The sequence below is a fragment of the Nonomuraea sp. NPDC001699 genome, assembly GCF_053596455.1.
Genome location: NZ_JBSFGF010000006.1, coordinates 68,057 through 85,699, shown reverse-complemented (window position 1 = coordinate 85,699; position 17,643 = coordinate 68,057). Strand labels below are relative to the sequence as shown.

Below are 17,643 nucleotides of genomic sequence, written 5' to 3'. Positions count from 1 at the left end.
CGGTCAGGGCGCCAGGAACGCGGCCACCTCCCGTCCCTCCGCCGCGTCGCCGAACAGGGCGAGGGAGCCGCGCCACGCCGCCGCCGACTCCTCGTGCCGCCCCAGCAGGGCGTAGGCCCGGCCCAGCTCTCTGAGAGCGCGGGCCCGCCACACCGGAGGCCCGTCGCCGCCGAGCCGTTCCAGCGCGGCCCGCAGGTCCGCCACCGCCCGGCGGGGCTCGCCCTGGCGCAGGTGCACGACGCCGAGCGCGTGCCCGGCCAGTGCCTCGCCCAGGGTGTCGCCGCTTTCCACGAACAGCCGCAGGCTCGCCGCCAGTGTCTCGGCCGCCTCGTCGAAGCGGCCCAGCGCACCCAGTGCCTCCCCCAGCCGGCGCAGCGCCTTGCTCGTCTCGGCGCGATCGCCGAGCGCCTGCGCCGCCAGCAGGCCCTCCCGGTAGCGGACGACGGCCTCCGCCGTCTCGCCCCGCTGGTAGAGGGCGGTGCCGAGGCCGCGCAGCAGGTTGCCGCGGATGGCGTAGTCGTCCTTCTCGGTCACCTCCAGCCGCGCTCTGGCGATCTCCACGGCCCGGCCGTGCTCACCGCGCTCGACGTGGATCCAGACAGGCCAGGTCCACGCGTACGCCAGCCCGGCGGCGTCGCCGTGAGCCGCCATCAGGTCGAGGCAGGCGTACGCGTCGGCCAGCGCCTCGTCCAGATGGCCCATGCCGTGCCGCGCGGCGGCCCTGACGATCAGCGCGTACGCCGCTCCATGCCTATCGCCGGCGCGGCCGAACTCCGCCAGAAGCACGCCGCACATGGTCTCGGCCGAAAGGAACCGACCCCATTCGATCTCCACCGTGGCCAGCAGCAGCCGGGCCCGCAGCGCGGCGCGCCCATCGCCCAGCCCGATCACGATCTGCTGGACCCGCTCGGCGTCGGCCAGGAACCGATCCATGATCAAATAGCTGGTGAGGTGGTGCCCCAGCTCGGCCGCCGCGTCGTTCAGGCCCAGCTCGGCGGCGGTGCTGAGGGCGAGCATCAGCGTACGCCGCTCGGCCGCCAGCCACATCTCGCTCACCCGTACGTCGGGCGCCGGTCCCTCCTCCGGCTCGCGCTCGTACGGCGGGGCCAGCAGGATCGGCAGGCGGCGCGTGGCGGCCCGGGTACGCCGCAGGCATTCCAGCACGTGCCAGGTGAGCACCGCACGCCGCCCCTCGGGGGTCTCCTCCGCCTGCGCCCGTTCCCGCGCGTACACCCGCAGCAGGTCGTGCAGCCGGTAGCGGGGCTGTCCGGCCCCGTCCACCTCGGTCGAGGTGAGCATGCCCCGCGCGACCAGCGTCTCCAGCGCCGCATCCGCCTCCAGCGCGGCCGCCCCCAGCTTGTCCGCATCCCCGTCCGAGCCAGGCGGTCCGGCGGGCGCCGCGTCCGTCTCCGGGGCGGGTCGTCTGAGGAGGGCCGCGACCGACCACTCCGCCACGCTGTCCAGCCCGGCCAGGCCCAGCAGCCGGAACGCGCGCCTGGCCGGGTCCGGCAGCGCCGCGTAGCTCGGCTCGAACGTCGCGCGCACGTCCAGCCCGCCGACGACCAGCTCGTCCAGGCCCCGTCCGGCCAGCCGGGTGGCGAACTCGCTGACCGGCCAGACCGGCCGGGTGGCCAGGCGGGCTCCCGCGACCCGGATGGCCAGCGGCAACCGGCCGCAGGAACGCAGGATCTGCTCGGCCGCGCCGGGCGCCGAACCGATGCGGTCCGGGCCCGCCACGCGTTCCAGCAGGAGCCTGGCGTCCTTCTCGTCAGGGACGTCGAGCGTGAGCCGCACGGCACCTTCCAGGGCGGGCAGCGGAGAGCGGGAGGTCACCAGGACGGCGCCGCGTGCGGTGCCCGGCAGCAGGTGGCGGAGCTGGTCCTCCTCGACGGCGTCGTCCAGCACGAGGAGCACCGCCCGGTCGGCCAGCCGCTGACGCAGCAGTCCCGCGCGTTCCTCGACCGGGACGGGGATGAGCGCGCCGTCGAGGCCGAGCGAGCGCAGCAGCACGTCCAGCAGCTCGCCGGGCTCCCGGGGGCCGCGCGCGTCCCGTCCGAGCCGGACGAAGAGCTGCCCGTCGGGATAGTCGGCTCGCAACAGGTGCGCCAGTCGTACGGCGAGCGTGGTCTTGCCCACGCCGGGCAGACCGGACACGACCACGATGGGCGGACCGAGCCGATCCGCGCCCGCCCGCAGCAGCCTCAGCAGCTCGGCGACCTCTCCCTCACGCCCGACGAAGTCCGCGGTGTCGCCGGGTAACTGGCACAGCCCCCGGAACGCCATCGGCCGCTCGCCCGCTTCGACGTCCGCGGAAGGCGGCATGCCGTGCCGGTCGGCGTCCGCGGCCGGCGGCGGCGAATGACGACCGCCCTCTCCTGCCGGTGGCGGCGAGTGGCGCCCGGCCTCTCCGGCCGGTGGCGAGTGGTGATCCGTCTCGCCGGGGAGCAGCGGCGAACGGCGGTCGGCGTCGCCGGAGAGCAGCGCGGCGTGCAGGCGGCGCAGTTCCGGGCCCGGCTCGATGCCCAGCTCGGCCACCAGCAGCTCACGCGCCTCGCGGAAGGCGTCGAGGGCCTCGTCCCGCCGCCCGCTGCGGTGCAGGGCGACCACGAGCTGCTCTCGCAACCGCTCACGCAGCGGGTGGGCGGCGACAAGGGTACGCAGTTCGGCGGCGAGGCCGTCGTGGCCGAGCGCGAGCCGTACGTCGATCCACTCCGATCTGGCCACCGCCAGCTGCTCCTCCAGCTCGGTGATCCGCAGCGCCACGGCCCCGCTGAGCGGTACGTCCTCGGCCGGGGTTCCGCGCCACAACGCGACCGCGGCCGCGTACTCGCGCTCGGCCGCCACCAGGTCGCCGTTCGCCCGTTCCCTGCGCGCCCGGCGTACGCCCTCCTCGAACACCAGCAGGTCCAGACGCTCCGGCGGGACCTCGCAGGCGTACCCCGACCCCTCGGTCCCCAGCCACAGGCCGCTGCCCTCCAGGGAGCGGCGGAGCTGATGGACGTAGGTCTGGACGTTGGACAGCGCCGAGCGGGGCGGGTCGTCCCAGAGGGCGCCGATCAGGCGTTCGGTGGAAACGGTCGCGTTCGGGTGGAGCAGCAGGACCCCGATCACGGCCCGCTGCTTGCGGCTGAGACGGATCCGGCCGCCGGGACCATTGAGGCGAATGGTGCCGAGGATCGCGAAGTCCACCGGTCCTCCCTCGTGCGTGATCGGATGATCAGCTTTCCGGAAGGCAGTACACCTCTGGTGACGCCCATTTGACAAACGCGGCAAGCCGGACAGTCAGCGATGGCCGGTGTCGGGCGCCGACAGCCGTGATCGGCCCCGGGGAACGGGTTCTGGGGGGCCGGTGCCCGGTGCGGAGCCCGGGTCGCGCAGGCCGATCAGCGGTCTCCGCGCAGGGCGCCGGATTCGATCAGCCGGCGCATCGGCGTGCCATGAGCGACGAGAGAGCCGAACGCTGCGCATCGACACCAAGGGAGCCGCCGGCAGCACTCGTGGCCTTGCCACCGGTGATGGCTGTGACCCTGCTGATCGGCTCGGACTCGTTCGACGACGGCAGGGTCCACTCCGTCGTCGGCCGCCTCGTCCGCGACCTGCGCTGACCCCGTCAGCGCGACAACGACTGCAGTGACCCGGCGATCCGGTGCCCGGCCCAGCGCTTGAACTTGCGCGCCGCCTCCAGCCGGCTCACCGCCCGGTCGAGCCGGTAGTACAGCAGCGGCGGCATGTACGACAACAGCGGCGAGTGCCGCTGGCCGAGCAGCGCGAACATCTGCGCGGGCTCCAGGCGCAGGTAGCGCGGCAGATCCTCGTAGAACCGCGCGCTGTAGCGGGCGGCGCTCTGGACCGGCAACAACGCGGCCTTGCGCTCCCGCGCGTAGGCCGCGAGCGCGGGCGCCAGGGCGGGGTGACGCCCGATCGCGCCGGCCAGCGCGATGGCGTCCTCGATCGCGAGCGTGGTCCCGGCGCCGATCGAGTAGTGCGTGGTGTGCGCGGCGTCGCCGAGCAGGACGAGGTTGCCGCAGTGCCAGGAGCGGTTCGTCACGGTCTGGAAGCGCAGCCACTGCGCGACGCCCTGCCCGCGCCCGACGAGCCGATGCCCGTCGAGCACGTCGACGAACAGCTTTTCCAGCAGCTCCAGGTTGCCCGCCTCGTCGGCGCGGTCGAGCCCGAGCCCGCGCCACGTGGCGGGCGCGCACTCGATCACACAGGTGCTGCGCTCGTCGTCGAAGCGGTAGCCGTAGCACCAGATCCAGCCGTGCTCGGTCTCCACGAAGGCGAAGGTGAAGGCGTCGAAGACCTTGGTGGTCCCGAGCCAGATGTAGGTGTTGCCCCCCGTGGCGACCTCGGTGCCGAAGTCGTGGCGGCCGCGCAGCGGGCTGTTCACCCCGTCGGCGGCCACCACCAGGTCAGCGTCCGGGACCTCGCCGAGGATCTCGCGCTCGAACTCCACCCGCACGCCGAGTGCGATCGCCCGGTCGGCCAGGATGCCGAGCAGCCGGTGGCGGCCGATGCCGAAGCCCTCGTCGCCGCGGTGCGTGGTGGTGCGGCCGCCGACGAGGGCGATCCCGTCCTGCCACCGTACGGACGCCTCGCCGATGGCGCGGGCCGACTCGGGATCGCTCTCGTGAAGCCGGTCGAGCAGGCTTCCCCAGTACGTCACGCCCCAGCCGTACGTCGAACCCGCCGGATCGCGCTCGAAAACGGATATGTCACACGAAGGATCGCGCAGCTTCATCTGGATCGCGAAATACAGGCCGGCGGGTCCGCCACCGACACAAATCACCTTCTGCACTTCGTTCGGCACAGAGTAGTTATACGCACACAGTGCGCCACCGCACGCGCTACGCCACGCCGAACCCGAGCCGGCGGGCTGCCGGACACGCTTCCTGATCCGAGCGATGGGTGCAGCACTGCCGCCCTGAACTCCTCGACCGCTACTGCTTTGAAACGACCGCCAACCTCGACGTACGCCTAAGAGACCGGCTCGGCGGCGTCCTCCACACATACTCACATGCCGCTTGACCAGCGTGGATGAGATCATCGGCAGGCGCAGAGCTGCAGGGCGTCGACCACGTCGGCAATTCGGTCAACAAACAGTGTCCAAGGGTTGTTGAACCGCCGGAGTTGTTGAACGAGTTGTCGAAGGCTCCCAGTGCCTTCTGATGGCCGCATGGCCGGTCTGTAAAAAACGATCGTCATCTGAAGGATCCAGCTCCTTCAAGATTCGCCAGTGGCGCGGCCCCGCCTCCGGAACAGCCGCCTCCATCCGCGGGCACCGTGGCGCATGCTGTCGGCGTTCACCGTCTCAATGTTCTCTCGGACAATGCGAGTCGTAGGGTGGTCGGCGCCCAGCACCCGCTCGCAGTTGGCGAAGGCGGCCTCCAGCAGGGGGATGGCCCGGCCCAAGTCCCCCGCGGTTCGGTAGGCGGCGGCGAGGTTGTTGCGGGACGCCAGCGTGTCGGGGTGGTCGCCGCCCAGCACCCGCTCACGCTCGGCCAGCGTCTGCTTGTACAACGGGAGGGCCCGCTCCAGGTCCCCCGCCGCCTGGTAGGCGGCGGCGAGGTTGTTGCGGGAGGTCAGGGTTGAAGGGTGGTCGGCGCCCAGCACCCGTTCCCGGTCGGCAAGTGTGGCCTCATGCAAGGGGACGGCCCGGTCCAGGTCCCCCGCCGCCTGGTAGGTGTAGGCGAGGTTGTTGCGGGAGCCCAGCGTGTCGGGATGGTCGGTACCCAGCACCCGTTCCCGGTGGGCGAGTGTGGCCTCGTACAAGCGGATGGCCTGGCCCAGGTCGCCCGCCGCTCGGTAGGCGTGGGCGAGGTTGTTGCGGGAGCCCTGCGTGTCGGGATGGTCGGTACCCAGTACCCGTTCCCGGTCGGCGAGGGTGGCCTCGTACAAGGGGATGGCCTGGCCCAGGTCCCCCACCGTTCGATAGGCGTGGGCGAGGTTGTTGCGGGAGGTCAGGGTTGAGGGGTGGTCGGCGCCCAGCACCCGTTCCCGGTCGGCGAGTGTGGCCTCGTGCAAGCGGATGGCCTGGCGCAGGTCGCCCGCTGCCTGGTAGGCCTGGGCGAGGTTGTTGCGGGAGGTCAGGGTTGAAGGGTGGTCGGCGCCCAGTACCCGTTCCCGGTCGGCGAGTGTGGCCTCGTACAAGGGGATGGCCTGGCCCAGGTTCCCCGCCGTTCGGTAGGCGTGGGCGAGGTTGTTGCGGGAGGTCAGGGTTGAGGGGTGGTCGGCGCCCAGTACCCGTTCCCGGTCGGCGAGGGTGGCCTCGTACAAGGAGATGGCCCGGCCCAGGTTCCCCGCCGCCTGGTAGGTGTAGGCGAGGTTGTTGCGGGAGGTCAGGGTTGAGGGGTGGTCGGCGCCCAGTACCCGTTCCCGGTCGGCGAGTGTGGCCTCGTACAAGGGGATGGCCTGGCCCAGGTTCCCCGCCGTTCGGTAGGCGTGGGCGAGGTTGTTGCGGGAGGTCAGGGTTGAGGGGTGGTCGGCGCCCAGCACCCGCTCGTGATCGACAACCGCCACCTCCCGCAGGGCGACCGCACGAGTGAGGTCGGCCAGTGCGTACAGGTAGTGGCCACACCAACTAAAAAGCTCCAAAAGGTCGCTAGAAGGACCCTCCCTGAGGTGGGCATGCCGATAGAGAGCATCGGTCTGTTCGATGAATACTTCGACGGCGCCGCGTGCAGCCCAGGTGTGGACGCCGTCGGGCAGGGTGGTTTTGAAGGCGTGCAGCAGGTCGGTGGCCCGACTCAGAATGGCGTCGAAGTCACCATGGTGGGCGGCGCGGTCGCGTAGGACGCGCTGGACCAGGCGGTGCATCAAGATGGCGGAATGGTCCTCGCTGAAGGCGATCAGCGAGGTATCGGCCAGGTCGGCCAGCAGGGTTCGTAGCTGTAGCGGCTCGCCGTCGGGGGTGCTCCAGGCTTGCAGGACCTCCAGGGGGACGCCGGCCGGGGACAGCACCGAGAGCATCTCCAGCAGGTCGTGGGCCTGGGGTAGTGCGGTCTCGGCCTGGGTGACCGACAGCAGGATCGCCTCGGCGGTGCCGGCCGGGTAGGCGTCGCCGTGCTGGGCGGGCAGATACTCGGTGACTGGGAAGCCACGCAATAGGTTCAGGTAGTCGCTGTAGCTGAGGCCCAGCCGGGTGATCACGGAGGCGGCCTGGGCCAGCGCCAGGGGCAGGCATCCCAGCTCGCCGGCCAGTTGGGCGACATCGTCGGCGTCCTCGAGGCCGGTGCGCCGGCGCAGAAAGGCGTGGGCTTGGGCGGTGGTGAAGACTTCGACCTCAACGGGTTGGAACAGGCGCAGGAAGGCGCGGTTGCGGGTGGTGATGAGCACGCGGGTGGCGCCGGTGGCCGGGCACCAGCGGCGCACCGCCGCGGCGTCGGTGGCGTTGTCGAACACCAGCAGTGCCGGCCGGGCGGTGGCGGCCAGCCAGTTCTTGGCTCGTTCGGCGGCGGCCGTGGCGTCGTCGTCGGCCTTGCGTTCGCCGAGCCGTTCGGCCAGGGCGGCCAGGCCGGTCAGGAGCTGGTCGGTGGTCTCGGCGGCGATCCAGGCGATGACTGGCCAGCGCGCGGCCTGGCAGGCCCAGGCGTAGGAGGCGGCCAGCATCGTCTTGCCCACCCCGGGGGTTCCGGCCATCGCGCAGATCACCGCTGCCCCGCCGGCCACCTGACCGCTCTGGCCGGGCGCGGGATCGCCGAGCAGGCCGGCCACGCGCTGCAGCAGTTGCTCGCGTGGCTGGAAGCCGGGCGGACATTGCGGGATGTCGCCCTCGACGATCTGGCCCGGCTCCGGCGCAGGTGGATAGTGGTGGTGCTCGCTGTGGTTGATGATCTGGTTGTGAGCTGCTTGGTACACCCGGCCGTGCTCACGAGCGGCGCCGTCCATCTGGATGCCCAGCAGCTCTTGGGGATCGTCTGGTGGGGTGGTCATCGTTCGTTGATGGTCTGGTCGCCACCTGCCTGGTACACGCGGCCCTGCCCGGAGGCCTCGGCCCGCATCTGCACGTTCCGCGCGCCGTCACCGGTGGAGATGATGCCGGAGTTGTCGCCGTCAAGGGCGACCACCCGCTCGCCCGAGGCCGACACTGTGGGCGGGCTGGTCTGCTGCTCGGCCTGTGCCGGGGCGTGCTCGGCGCGCAATTGCGCCCGCAACGCCACCACGGCGACCCCCAGGGCGGCCGCCCCCAGCGCCATGCCGGTGAACATGCCGACCACGCCGGCCCGCTGATCCAGTACCTGCAGCACCTGGTCGGGTAAGTGCAGCGGATCGGCGAAGAACCACAGCACCCCGGCCGCCAGGCAGACTGCCAGCACCACGACTGCGGCGATCGCCACGACTCGCCATAACCGCGAACCCGGCGCATGTCCCGCCTCGGGCGACGTCTTCGTCATGTTTCCAGGGTGCACCGAACTGGCGGTAGTGGACCAGAAGTGGCGAAGGCGTTACCGGCCCTCCCCAGCTTCTGCGAATCGGTCTTCTGCGAGCACACAGTCACCGCCATCGCGGACAGCTACTTTGCGGCTCGTCGGATGTTCCCACCCCCCAGGGCCCGCTCGGCAGAACGCGCTCGGCATCGTCGACCAGTCCACCAACGGCCTTCGACAAGCGTACGGGGGTCACCTCCATCGGAGAGTTCCTAGGAGGGAAGGGTGAAGCCTTCGGGTGGGGAGCCTTCGACGAAGAGCAGCCCGACGCGGGCCTTGCCGTCTCGGATTTGCCTGGCCCGCCGGTACTCAGGGGAGTCGTACCACTGCCGGGCACGGTCCATGTCGGGGAACTCGATGATCAGGAGCCGGGAGGAGGCCCAAGTGCCCTCGGCGGGTTCGGGCACGGGGCCCGCGACCAGGTAGCGGCCGCCGTGGTCGAGGATCGACCGCTGGGCAACGGGGGCGTAGGCCCAGCCGGCCTCCTCATCGAGCACATCGACGTTGGCGATGACGTAAGCAGGCATGGAAACTCCGTTTCATTCGGACACGGCGTGTACTTTTGACCCGCCGAAGGCTAACGCATCCCTGTAACCTGTTCAAGGTGGGCATCGAACAGAGCGAACGCGCCGGGGGCATGATGAGCCGCCGGGAGCGGCTGCGGGTGGAGACGAGCCGGGAGATCAAGACCATCGCGCTGCGGCAGATGGCCGAAGGCGGCCCGGGAGCGATCTCGCTGCGGGGCATCGCCCGCGAGATGGGGATGACCGCGCGCGCGATCTACAGCTACTTCCCCACCCGGGACGACCTGATCACGGCACTGATCAGCGAGATCGCCGCCTCGCTCGCGGATGCGCTGGAGTCCGCCAGCAACGCGGTGCCCAACACCGACCCCGGCGGCAGGCTTATGGCCTGGGGCCGGGCGCTTAGAGAGTGGGCGCTGGCCCATCCGGAGAGCTTCCGGCTCTTCTACGGACACCCCGTCCCGGGCTACCAGCCGCCCGAGGACGGGCCGGTCGACCAGACGGCCCGCCGTGTGTGCCGCGAGCTCACCCGCCTGGTGGCGGCCTCGTGGCCGCATGCCCGGCGCCACCAGCCCGAAGACACCTCCTGGTCCGACCTCCATCCGGACCACGCCGCAAAGATCCAGGAGGATCTCCCCGACGTGCCGCCCGCGGCGGCGGCCCTCGCGCTGCGCGTCTGGGGCCGGATGCACGGCCTGGTCGCCCTGGAGATCGACGGCCACATTCACCCCGTAGCAGGCAACCCGGCCGCCCTGCATCGCGCCGAAATGCTCGACCTGGTCAGGTCGCTGGGCCTGAGCTGAGCCACGTCTGATCACGCCATAAGAGTGACGGTTCGCTACGCACAGCTACTTTGGTCCTGGGGGCACGTTCGAGAGAACACCGCCGGTACGGGCTCGTGCCCGATTCCTCGGCGACCCACGCCACCGAACCCCGCCTGGGACGGACGGCGGATGGTGGTCGCCTGCTCCGCCGATCACATGAGGCAGCTCCACGCCCAAGCGGCCGCCCGGCACTGCATCGACGCCGAACCAGGGGCCGGGAAACTCCTTCGCGCGCTTGAAGTCGCCAGGCGGGACAACCGGACCGAGATCTCGACCGGAGACCTGCAGAACGCGACCGGGCTCACCCAGGAACAATTCCTCGCCGCAGTGCAATTGCTGGAGCGCGACGACCCGCCACCCCGGCGGCCCGCTGATCAGCCATAACCCGACGATGTCCAGTCGTCAGAGTCACCACACGGCTGAGTCGCTACTGGCCGTTCCGATCCTCTTCGCGGGCCAATCGGCAAATCGGCACTTCCGATCTGGTGGGTGGCGTCGCGCGCCAGTCCGCCTCGCCGAAGAGCGGGCGCACCCCTCGGATTCAGGCGGGGCCGCTGCTGCCTGGAGTCGGGGGGCAGAGTGTGGCGGAACGGAGAACGTACACCGGGTCCCGTTCCCGCATCTCATCGCCGGCGCAGATGAGGCTGCTTCCTTCGTCATCGGGTGAGCTTTTCCGCGGCTGCGGATTCGGCTGTGGGAGCCGGTCGGTTCTTCATGGCCAGGGCCAGGAGGATTGCGGCGGCGGTGAACGCGGCGGCGACGGTGAAGGCCGCGGTGACCCCCTCGGTGAGGACCTGGTGGGACGGTCCGCGCGAAGCGCGCGTGGCCGCGCCGAACACCGTGACGAGGATGGCCAGCCCCAGCGCACCGCCGATCTGCTGCATGACGTTGAGCAGGCCCGAGGCGGCGCCGGCGTCCTCGGCCTGGATGCCGGAGGACAACACGGTGGTGGCTCCCACCAGCAAGGCGCCCATGCCGAGACCGGCGATCATCATCGGGCCGAGCAGCGCGGAGGCGTAGTCGGTCTGCGGCGTCAGCCGCGTCATCCACAGCAGGGCCAGGCTGATCGCCCCGGCGCCGACGGCGATCAACGTCTTGGCGCCCAGGCGCGGCAGCAGCCGGGCCGCCACGCCGGAGGATGCAAGGATCACCAGGGCCAGCGGCACGAAGGCGAACCCCGCCTGCAGCGGGCTGTATCCGCGGACTTGCTGCAGGAACTGGGTGAGAAAGAAGAACATGCCGTTGCCCGCGGCCAGGACGAACAGCAGCACGACGTAGCCGCCGGCGCGGTTGCGGTCGGCGAACAGCCGCAGCGGGACGATCGGCTGCCGGGCACGGGACTCGACGGCCACGAACAGGACCAGCAGGACGGCGGCCGCGCCGAGCGCGCCGAGCGTGACCACGTCACCGAAGCCCTGCTCGGCGGCGCGGATGAAGCCGTAGACGAGTGCGGTCATGCCGAGCGTCGAGGTCAGCGAACCCGCCACGTCGAAGCGGCCGGGGTGGCGATCGGTCTCGGTGACGAACAGCGGGGCCAGGATCAGCAGGACGATGCCGATCGGCACGTTGATGAACAGCACCCACCGCCAGGAGATCCAGTCGGTGAGCACGCCACCGGCGATGAGCCCGATCGCGGCGCCGGAACCGGAGACCGCCGCGTAAGCCCCCAGTGCCCGCGCCCGGCGTGCGGGGTCCGGAAAGCCTACGGTGATGAGGGCGAGCACGGTCGGTGCGGCGACGGCGGCGCCGATCCCCTGACCGGCACGGGCCGCCAGCAGCATCCCAGCCGATGTGGCCAGCCCTCCGGCCAGTGAGGCGGCGGTGAAGACGACCACCCCGCCGATGAGAGCCCGCCGTTGGCCGACGATGTCGCCCACGCGACCGCCGAGCAGCAGCAGACCGCCGAAGGCCAGCATGTAGGCATTGAGCACCCAGGACAGGCCGGCCGCCGAGAAGCCGAGGTCGTGCTGGATGTCGGGGAGGGCGATGTTCACCACGTTGGTGTCGAGGATGAACATCGTCTGACAGATCAGCACGATGGCGAGCACCAGGCCGGGGCGGCGCTGCTGTCGGGAGGCACCGGCGGGCCCGGATCCCGCTCTTGCCACGTGCGTGCTCTGCTCGGTCATGGCACTCCTCAGAATGGAACCCAAAGAAACGAGGAAGTTCCTCGCTTGTGGTGAGCTAAGATATGAGGAGGTTCCTCGCTTTGGCAAATATGTGGAGGGTTCCCGTGGCGGACCGATCAACGCAGGCCCGGCCCGTAGGGCGCAAAGATGCGCGACGCAATTACGAGCGGCTCCTGACGACCGCCCGGACGGCTTTCGCCGAGCACGGCGTCGGCGCCTCCTTGAACGACATCGCGCGCACCGCCGGCGTCGGCAACGTGACCCTCTACCGGCACTTCCCGACCCGCCAGGCACTACTGGAGGCGTTGCTGGGCGAAAGCCTGCGCGGCCTGAAAGCCCGCTCAGATGAGCTGCTCGCCTCCCCATCCCCGCACCAAGCTTTGGCCACCTGGCTGACGGCCGCGGTCGAGCACGCCATGGCCTATCGCGGCCTGGTCGACGCTCTCGTCGACAGCCTCGCCGACCCCGCATCCGAACTCCACGCCACCTGCCAAGCCGTCAAGGCCGCTGGGGCGCAACTACTGGACAGAGCCCAGCACACGGGGACGATCCGACCCGATATTGACGCTTCTGCCCTTTTCTCCCTGATCGCTTCAGTCGCCTGGGCGGCGGAGCGGACCCCCGCACATCGTGATCGACTTCTGGCCGTCATGTTCGACGGGCTCCACTGCCGAGTGGATGAGACGACCCAAGTGCCTGTTTCCGACTGAGCCGCGGCGACCTACGAGAGCCTGCTGCGCCAGACCCGCCGGATCCACATGAGCTGGTCGCGCTGGACACCACCGGCGCTCGAGGAGAAGATCAGCGGCAAGCTCGCGGCCCGTCCTGCTGGACGCGCTGTCCCACATCCGCCGTGGGGACATGCTGACCGTCCAGGAGGTCGACCGGCTCGGCCGCAACCTCCTGGAAGGGCTCATCGTCCTCAACGACCTGTTCCAGCGCGGTATCGCGGTCAAGGTGCTGGAGGGCATCGCGGCGGGCGAGCACACCGAGCGCTCCCTGATCCTCGACCTGGCCGTGGCCCTGTCGGAGGACCGGCGCCGCGACATCGTCCGCAAGACCAGGAACGGCCTGGAGGCGGCCCGCCGCCGCGGCCGGGTCGGCGGCCGCCCCCCGGTGGTCGACGACGACAAACGCGCAGCGATTCTCGCCCGTCGCCAGCGCGGGGAATCCATCCGCACCATCGACGCCGGCGTGAAGGCCTCCGTCGGCGTCGTCCACAAGACCCTCGCAGACGCCAAGGATGCGTAGGTCGTCGTTCCAGAGCCTGACGAGGGGCAGGTGTCGCAGAAATGCCAGGTTTCCGCGGGGAAAGCGGCGAGACGGTCCCGCGCGCCCGCGGCTGCCGTGGAGGCAGTGGCCGACGCACCGGCCCGCCGGAGGCGGGCCTTCACAGGTCGCGGGTAGGCCAAGAGCTGCCGTGCCGGGTGGTGTCGAGCGTGCTTCCACCACGATGATGGATCGTTCGGGCTCACCTGGCATGACGATCAGCAAGTCCGGCGGTAAGGGATTTCGGGTATGAAGATCTTCCAGTCCGCTTCGGACAGGGGCCCGGACTGGGCGCACAACGCGGATTTGATCTTGTCGGGCGCGATGAGGTGGGTGCGGAGACGGGCGCGGTCGATGGTGAGCACGGCCGACCCATCCGGGGCGAAGGCCAGCGAGTTGAGTGAGCTGTTCCCGAGGGGATCTTCCGGGTGGAAGAAGCCGCTGAGCGGGAGCCCGAGGGGCAGGCCGGCGGTGACATCCCACAGCTGGATTTGGTCGGTTGCGTCTGCCACGGCCAACAGGCGGCCTTCGGGTGAGAAGGCCGCAGGGGAGCCGCCGACGCTCGGCGTGCCCACTTGTTGGAGCGATCTGCTGTCCCAGAGCGTGAGCTTCGTGCCGGGCGGTCAGGGTGCCGGGGTGCTCGGCACCGAGGTGTGCGGTGCGGTGCTCGCACAGCTGCGGAGCCAGAGCGAGGGCGGAGCGATGGTCACCGGCGGCGCCGAGATACCGGCAGATTTCGAGCAGGCTGTCGGAGCCGGGCGGCAGGACAGTGAGGGCGTGCGGCAGCAGCCGCCGATAGTCAGGCCAAGCTCCAGGGGCCCATGGCTCGTCGGGACCTCCAGCGAAGGCTCACCCGGACTGCCACACCTCGAGGCGAGGCCGGCTGCGGAGGAAGTGGCTACGCGTCCTTGCCGGGCCGGGCGCGAGTGGCGCGCTGTACAGGGGGTTGATCGCCCTTGTATTCACCGCTACCGAGCAGGTCGGCTTCGTTGACGTGACGGGCCACTCCCCAGATGAGCGGCCGGCCTCCACCAGCCCGCTCCGCGTGCTCTTCCCATGGCCTCACACCCCCGCGCCTTGCCGGACGCCCGCTCCGCAGCCCCCAGATCAGGGCGAATCCAATTCGGAAACTCCTGAAACATCAGCACGCTGGGCATCGGCTCCCCGTACGGATCCGGCGTCACCGGTAGTTCTACGGAAGGCGCCGGTCACCGGGGACGGCACGCCGGGAGACATGCAAAACGTGAACATTTGGAGTGAAGAGTTCGGCGCCGAGACCGACGCGCCGACCCTGTTGATCATGGGTTCGATGTCGCAGGGCATCCTGTGGCCGGACGAGTTCGTCGGCCGACTGACCGCCGGGGGCCGCAGGGTGATCCGCTACGACCACCGCGACACCGGCATGTCCGGCACCGTCGACTTCGCGGCCGAGCCGTACACCTGGGACGACATCAAGAACGACGTCTACCGCGTGCTGGACGCCCACGGCTCGGACCGCGCGCACCTGGTGGGCCACTCGGCCGGGCGGGCTGCTCGGCCAGCTCATCGCCGTGGAGGCGCCGGACCGGGTGCGCTCGCTGACCGTCATCGCCTCCTCGCCACCCGGCGGCGGTGAGGGCCAGGTGCTCATGCGGGCCCTGACGGGGCAGCCGCAGCCCGAGGGCAGCCGGCGCCGGAGTTCGTGGAATTCTTCCGCGCGCTGATGGCCGCCCCACCGGCGCAGGACCGCCGCGCGCTGATCAACGGCATGCTCGCCGAGCAGCGCGTGCTGCACGGCACAGGGCTGCCGTTCGACGAGGACGCGGCGCGCCGGCTGCGGGAACGCATCTACGACCGGGCCCGCGACCTGTCGGCGGTGGCCAACCACCGGCTGGCCGCAGCGGCCGGCCCCGACTTCGAGCCGGTGGGCGTGCTCCACCGGGTGAAGGCGCCCACGGTGGTCATCGACGGCAGCCACGAGCCGGTCAAACCGGGTCACGGCGCCATCATCGCCGAGCAGATCCCGGGGGCGCGGCTGACGATCGTGGCAGGCATGGGGCACACGCTGCCGCTGGAGACCCACCAGGAGCTGGCCGACGCGATCCTCACGCACACGGCCGAGTGAGGAAGCTCCTCTGTCCAGCTCAACCGCTCCATCTATGCCAACGACAATCCTTTGCCCCTCACCGACCCCGACGGCCACAAGACGACCAAGCCGAAGAAGACTCAGTACGACAAATGCAGGAAGAACCTCAACAAGAAGGGCTTCGAGAAGTGTGTGTTCGGGACGAAGAAAACGACACAGCAGTGCGAGAAGGATGCCGTCCACAAGGTGTGCGAGGAGTATCGGCACAACGGCAACAGATGCGATGGCGCCGACTCGGTTCACGAGAAGTGCCGGGCCGGCGGGACATGACGCTCCGCCTGCATCGAAGGAAATGTCGTGTACGTGACATGCCGCAACCTGTACACCAAGGGCGAGGACGGCTCGAACGAAACGGCTGGGCGCCGTCGGGGCGGACTGGCCACAAGCAGTCGGCCCCCGTCCGGCCAACTGCCATGTCCGAGGAGGCGATCCGAAGACCTGCTTCGGCGGAGGGCTCATTCACCTCGAATGCATCGTGGAAACCGGAAAGCGGGCTGGATATGACGACAGGCCGATCGAGACCTGCCTCAAGAACCCCAAGCACAAGTACGAGGAGCACTGCTACCAGAGCTACTCCCCCACGCAGGTATGGATAAGAAGAAGGTACTGCGGGACAAGCAGCCGGGCTCGGTCAACGGTGTCTGTGGGACCATTGACGTGGTCAGTGGATTCCCGTGGGTCGATAAGATTCCTGTGGTCGGACAGTACAAGGGCGTGGTCGGCGACATCTGCAAAGGGTTGTCCGCCATAGAGAACATCCTGCTCGACCACGACGTCAGCTGGGAGAACAAGAAATGGAACCAGCTGCGCAAGAGCAACCCGGGCGAGTAAGTCACCCTCACGTTCGACGTGACCAACTTCCCGATCCTGCGGTCGATGGACCCGGGCCCCGCCCCGACTACTTACAGATGGCGCGAGGAATGACGAATCAACGTGCTGCACGAGGTGGGCCGTGGTCAGGTCTTGGCCTGATCCTGCTGACAGGCGTGCTGCTGGTAGCGCTGGCCTGGGTGGTGGCCGACGGTCGTGAGAGCGCCAGGATCGCCACCGCCAGGGACCTGGCCCTGCAAGGGGTGAGGCTGCGTGATGTCGATGACCTGGCCGCGCGGCTCGTGGGCGCGGCCGCGGTCGAGCTGCACGCCGATGCCGGTACGCGGGCCGCGCTGACCGGCACGTTGCTCGCCGGGCGTCAGGGCAATCTGCCGGGCGCGAGCGACGTGCGGGACCTCGCGCTGTCGGCCGACGGGCGGATCGCGCTGTCGGCGGACGCGCACGAGCGCGTCGTCCGGTGGGAGCTGGCGCCTCAGGGCCCTCCCGGGCGCGGCCTGCTGGTGACCGCGTCGAGCACGTTGCAGGATCGCCTGGACGCCTCCGCGGTGGCGCTCACCGCTGATGGCCGCACCGGCCTGATCGGTGGTCGCGACGGTTCGGTGCGCGTGTGGGAGATGGGCGGTCATTCCCGCTCGCGCACGGTCGTGGCGGGTGATGGCGTGCGGCCGGTGAGCGCGGTGGCGCTGTCGCGGGACGGCGGGAGGGCCGTGGCGGGCTTCGACGGCGGCGGGGTCGTCTTCTGGGACGCGGCCGGCGGGCAGCTCCGGCGGCCGTCGGAGGTGCACGCGTCGGCGGTGTTGTCGGCGGGGTTGAGCGCCGATGGGCGCAGGGCGTTGACGGTCAGCGAGGACAAGGCGGTGGTGTGGGACCTGGCCGATCCGGCGCGTCCGGTTCAGGCGGGGGTGCTGACCCGGCCGGGTGTGCCGTGGGGTGCGGGTGCGCTGAGCGCCGATGGGCGTACGGCGGTGACGGGGAATCAGGTGTGGGACGTGGGCGATCCGGCCAGGCCGCGGCGGCTGGCGACGTTGCCGGGGGTGCGGAGCCTGATGATCGGCGTGGCGTTCACGTCCGACGGGAGTGGCGCCGTGACGGGCGAGGACGGCGGCAGGGTCGGTTGGTGGGGGTTGCGTGACCGGCTGCGTCCGGTGCTGCTGGCCGAGTTGCCCGGGTCGCCGGGCCCGGTGGGCGCGGTGGCGTTGAGCGCCGACGGCGGGGTGGCCATGAGCGCGGCGGCCGGGTGGGGGGTGATGTCGTGGCAGGTCGGCGGGATCAGCGATGATCCTCTGCGTGACGTCTGCGCCGACTCGGCCTTGCGTGCTCTCCGGGTGACTCCGGAGACGTGGGCGAAGATCGCCGGTGGCGTGGGCTGGCCGGATGGACTTGGCGATCCTGGCCCCCACAACCCATGTCCTGCGCTCTGATCATGAGGAAACACCGAGAGTGCGAGTAGTCAGGGCGTGCTGGACCGTTGACGGCCAGGCTGGAGCGGGCGGAGGGCGAGTCGTGCCTGCTCGC

14 protein-coding genes and 1 pseudogene are annotated in these 17,643 nt (G+C 70.4%); 8 read left to right on the top strand and 7 right to left on the bottom strand.

Features of this window, described 5'->3' with window-relative positions:
• Window positions 1–3: 3 nt before the first annotated feature.
• From ACWCSU_RS19785 to ACWCSU_RS19765, 5 genes are all read right to left on the bottom strand, one after another.
• Complete coding sequence (locus ACWCSU_RS19785) at window positions 4–3,189, bottom strand: AfsR/SARP family transcriptional regulator (protein ID WP_449936543.1); 3,186 nt, start codon at window positions 3,187–3,189, stop codon at window positions 4–6.
• Window positions 3,190–3,610: 421 nt separating this feature from the next.
• Window positions 3,611–4,666, bottom strand: a complete 1,056-nt coding sequence (locus tag ACWCSU_RS19780) for an FAD-dependent monooxygenase (protein WP_449936541.1) — start codon at window positions 4,664–4,666, stop codon at window positions 3,611–3,613.
• 557 nt (window positions 4,667–5,223) lie between these two features.
• Window positions 5,224–7,932 carry a tetratricopeptide repeat protein gene (locus ACWCSU_RS19775; protein WP_449936539.1) on the bottom strand — a complete coding sequence of 903 codons (2,709 nt, stop codon included), beginning with the start codon at window positions 7,930–7,932 and terminating at the stop codon, window positions 5,224–5,226.
• On the bottom strand, window positions 7,929–8,393 hold the full coding sequence (locus tag ACWCSU_RS19770; protein WP_357700254.1) for a hypothetical protein: 465 nt from the start codon (window positions 8,391–8,393) through the stop codon (window positions 7,929–7,931). The genes ACWCSU_RS19775 and ACWCSU_RS19770 overlap by 4 nt, the downstream gene beginning before the upstream one ends.
• A 245-nt stretch (window positions 8,394–8,638) precedes the next feature.
• On the bottom strand, window positions 8,639–8,953 hold the full coding sequence (locus ACWCSU_RS19765; RefSeq protein WP_352364639.1) for a DUF1330 domain-containing protein: 315 nt from the start codon (window positions 8,951–8,953) through the stop codon (window positions 8,639–8,641).
• Window positions 8,954–9,030: 77 nt separating this feature from the next.
• Between ACWCSU_RS19765 and ACWCSU_RS19760 the strand changes: the two genes are divergently transcribed.
• On the top strand, window positions 9,031–9,753 hold the full coding sequence (locus tag ACWCSU_RS19760; RefSeq protein WP_449936535.1) for a TetR/AcrR family transcriptional regulator: 723 nt from the start codon (window positions 9,031–9,033) through the stop codon (window positions 9,751–9,753).
• Window positions 9,754–10,430: 677 nt separating this feature from the next.
• On the opposite strand, the gene ACWCSU_RS19755 is transcribed toward ACWCSU_RS19760, so the two are convergent.
• On the bottom strand, window positions 10,431–11,903 hold the full coding sequence (locus tag ACWCSU_RS19755; protein ID WP_449936532.1) for an MFS transporter: 1,473 nt from the start codon (window positions 11,901–11,903) through the stop codon (window positions 10,431–10,433).
• A gap of 104 nt (window positions 11,904–12,007) precedes the next feature.
• Here ACWCSU_RS19755 and ACWCSU_RS19750 point away from each other — a divergent pair, with 104 nt between their 5' ends.
• Both ACWCSU_RS19750 and ACWCSU_RS19745 read left to right on the top strand, forming a co-directional pair.
• Complete coding sequence (locus ACWCSU_RS19750) at window positions 12,008–12,613, top strand: TetR/AcrR family transcriptional regulator (RefSeq protein WP_449936529.1); 606 nt, start codon at window positions 12,008–12,010, stop codon at window positions 12,611–12,613.
• 103 nt (window positions 12,614–12,716) lie between these two features.
• Window positions 12,717–13,154, top strand: a pseudogene (locus ACWCSU_RS19745) (recombinase family protein); the annotation flags it as partial.
• A gap of 236 nt (window positions 13,155–13,390) precedes the next feature.
• On the opposite strand, the gene ACWCSU_RS19740 reads toward ACWCSU_RS19745, so the two are convergent.
• Window positions 13,391–13,747, bottom strand: a complete 357-nt coding sequence (locus ACWCSU_RS19740) for a hypothetical protein (protein WP_449936527.1) — start codon at window positions 13,745–13,747, stop codon at window positions 13,391–13,393.
• A gap of 668 nt (window positions 13,748–14,415) precedes the next feature.
• Between ACWCSU_RS19740 and ACWCSU_RS19735 the strand changes: the two genes are divergently transcribed.
• The 5 genes from ACWCSU_RS19735 to ACWCSU_RS19715 all read left to right on the top strand — a co-directional run bounded on the left by ACWCSU_RS19735 (window position 14,416) and on the right by ACWCSU_RS19715 (window position 17,549).
• On the top strand, window positions 14,416–14,787 hold the full coding sequence (locus ACWCSU_RS19735) for an alpha/beta fold hydrolase (RefSeq protein WP_449936525.1): 372 nt from the start codon (window positions 14,416–14,418) through the stop codon (window positions 14,785–14,787).
• A gap of 66 nt (window positions 14,788–14,853) precedes the next feature.
• A complete protein-coding gene (locus tag ACWCSU_RS19730; protein ID WP_449936523.1) occupies window positions 14,854–15,276 on the top strand; it encodes an alpha/beta fold hydrolase in 423 nt (140 codons plus the stop codon).
• Between the two features lie 51 nt (window positions 15,277–15,327).
• Complete coding sequence (locus tag ACWCSU_RS19725) at window positions 15,328–15,567, top strand: hypothetical protein (RefSeq protein ID WP_449936521.1); 240 nt, start codon at window positions 15,328–15,330, stop codon at window positions 15,565–15,567.
• Between the two features lie 318 nt (window positions 15,568–15,885).
• A complete protein-coding gene (locus tag ACWCSU_RS19720) occupies window positions 15,886–16,128 on the top strand; it encodes a hypothetical protein (protein ID WP_449936520.1) in 243 nt (80 codons plus the stop codon).
• Between the two features lie 155 nt (window positions 16,129–16,283).
• Window positions 16,284–17,549 (top strand): WD40 repeat domain-containing protein, encoded by a 1,266-nt coding sequence (locus ACWCSU_RS19715; RefSeq protein ID WP_449936517.1) that lies wholly within the window; start codon window positions 16,284–16,286, stop codon window positions 17,547–17,549.
• Window positions 17,550–17,643 lie beyond the last annotated feature (94 nt).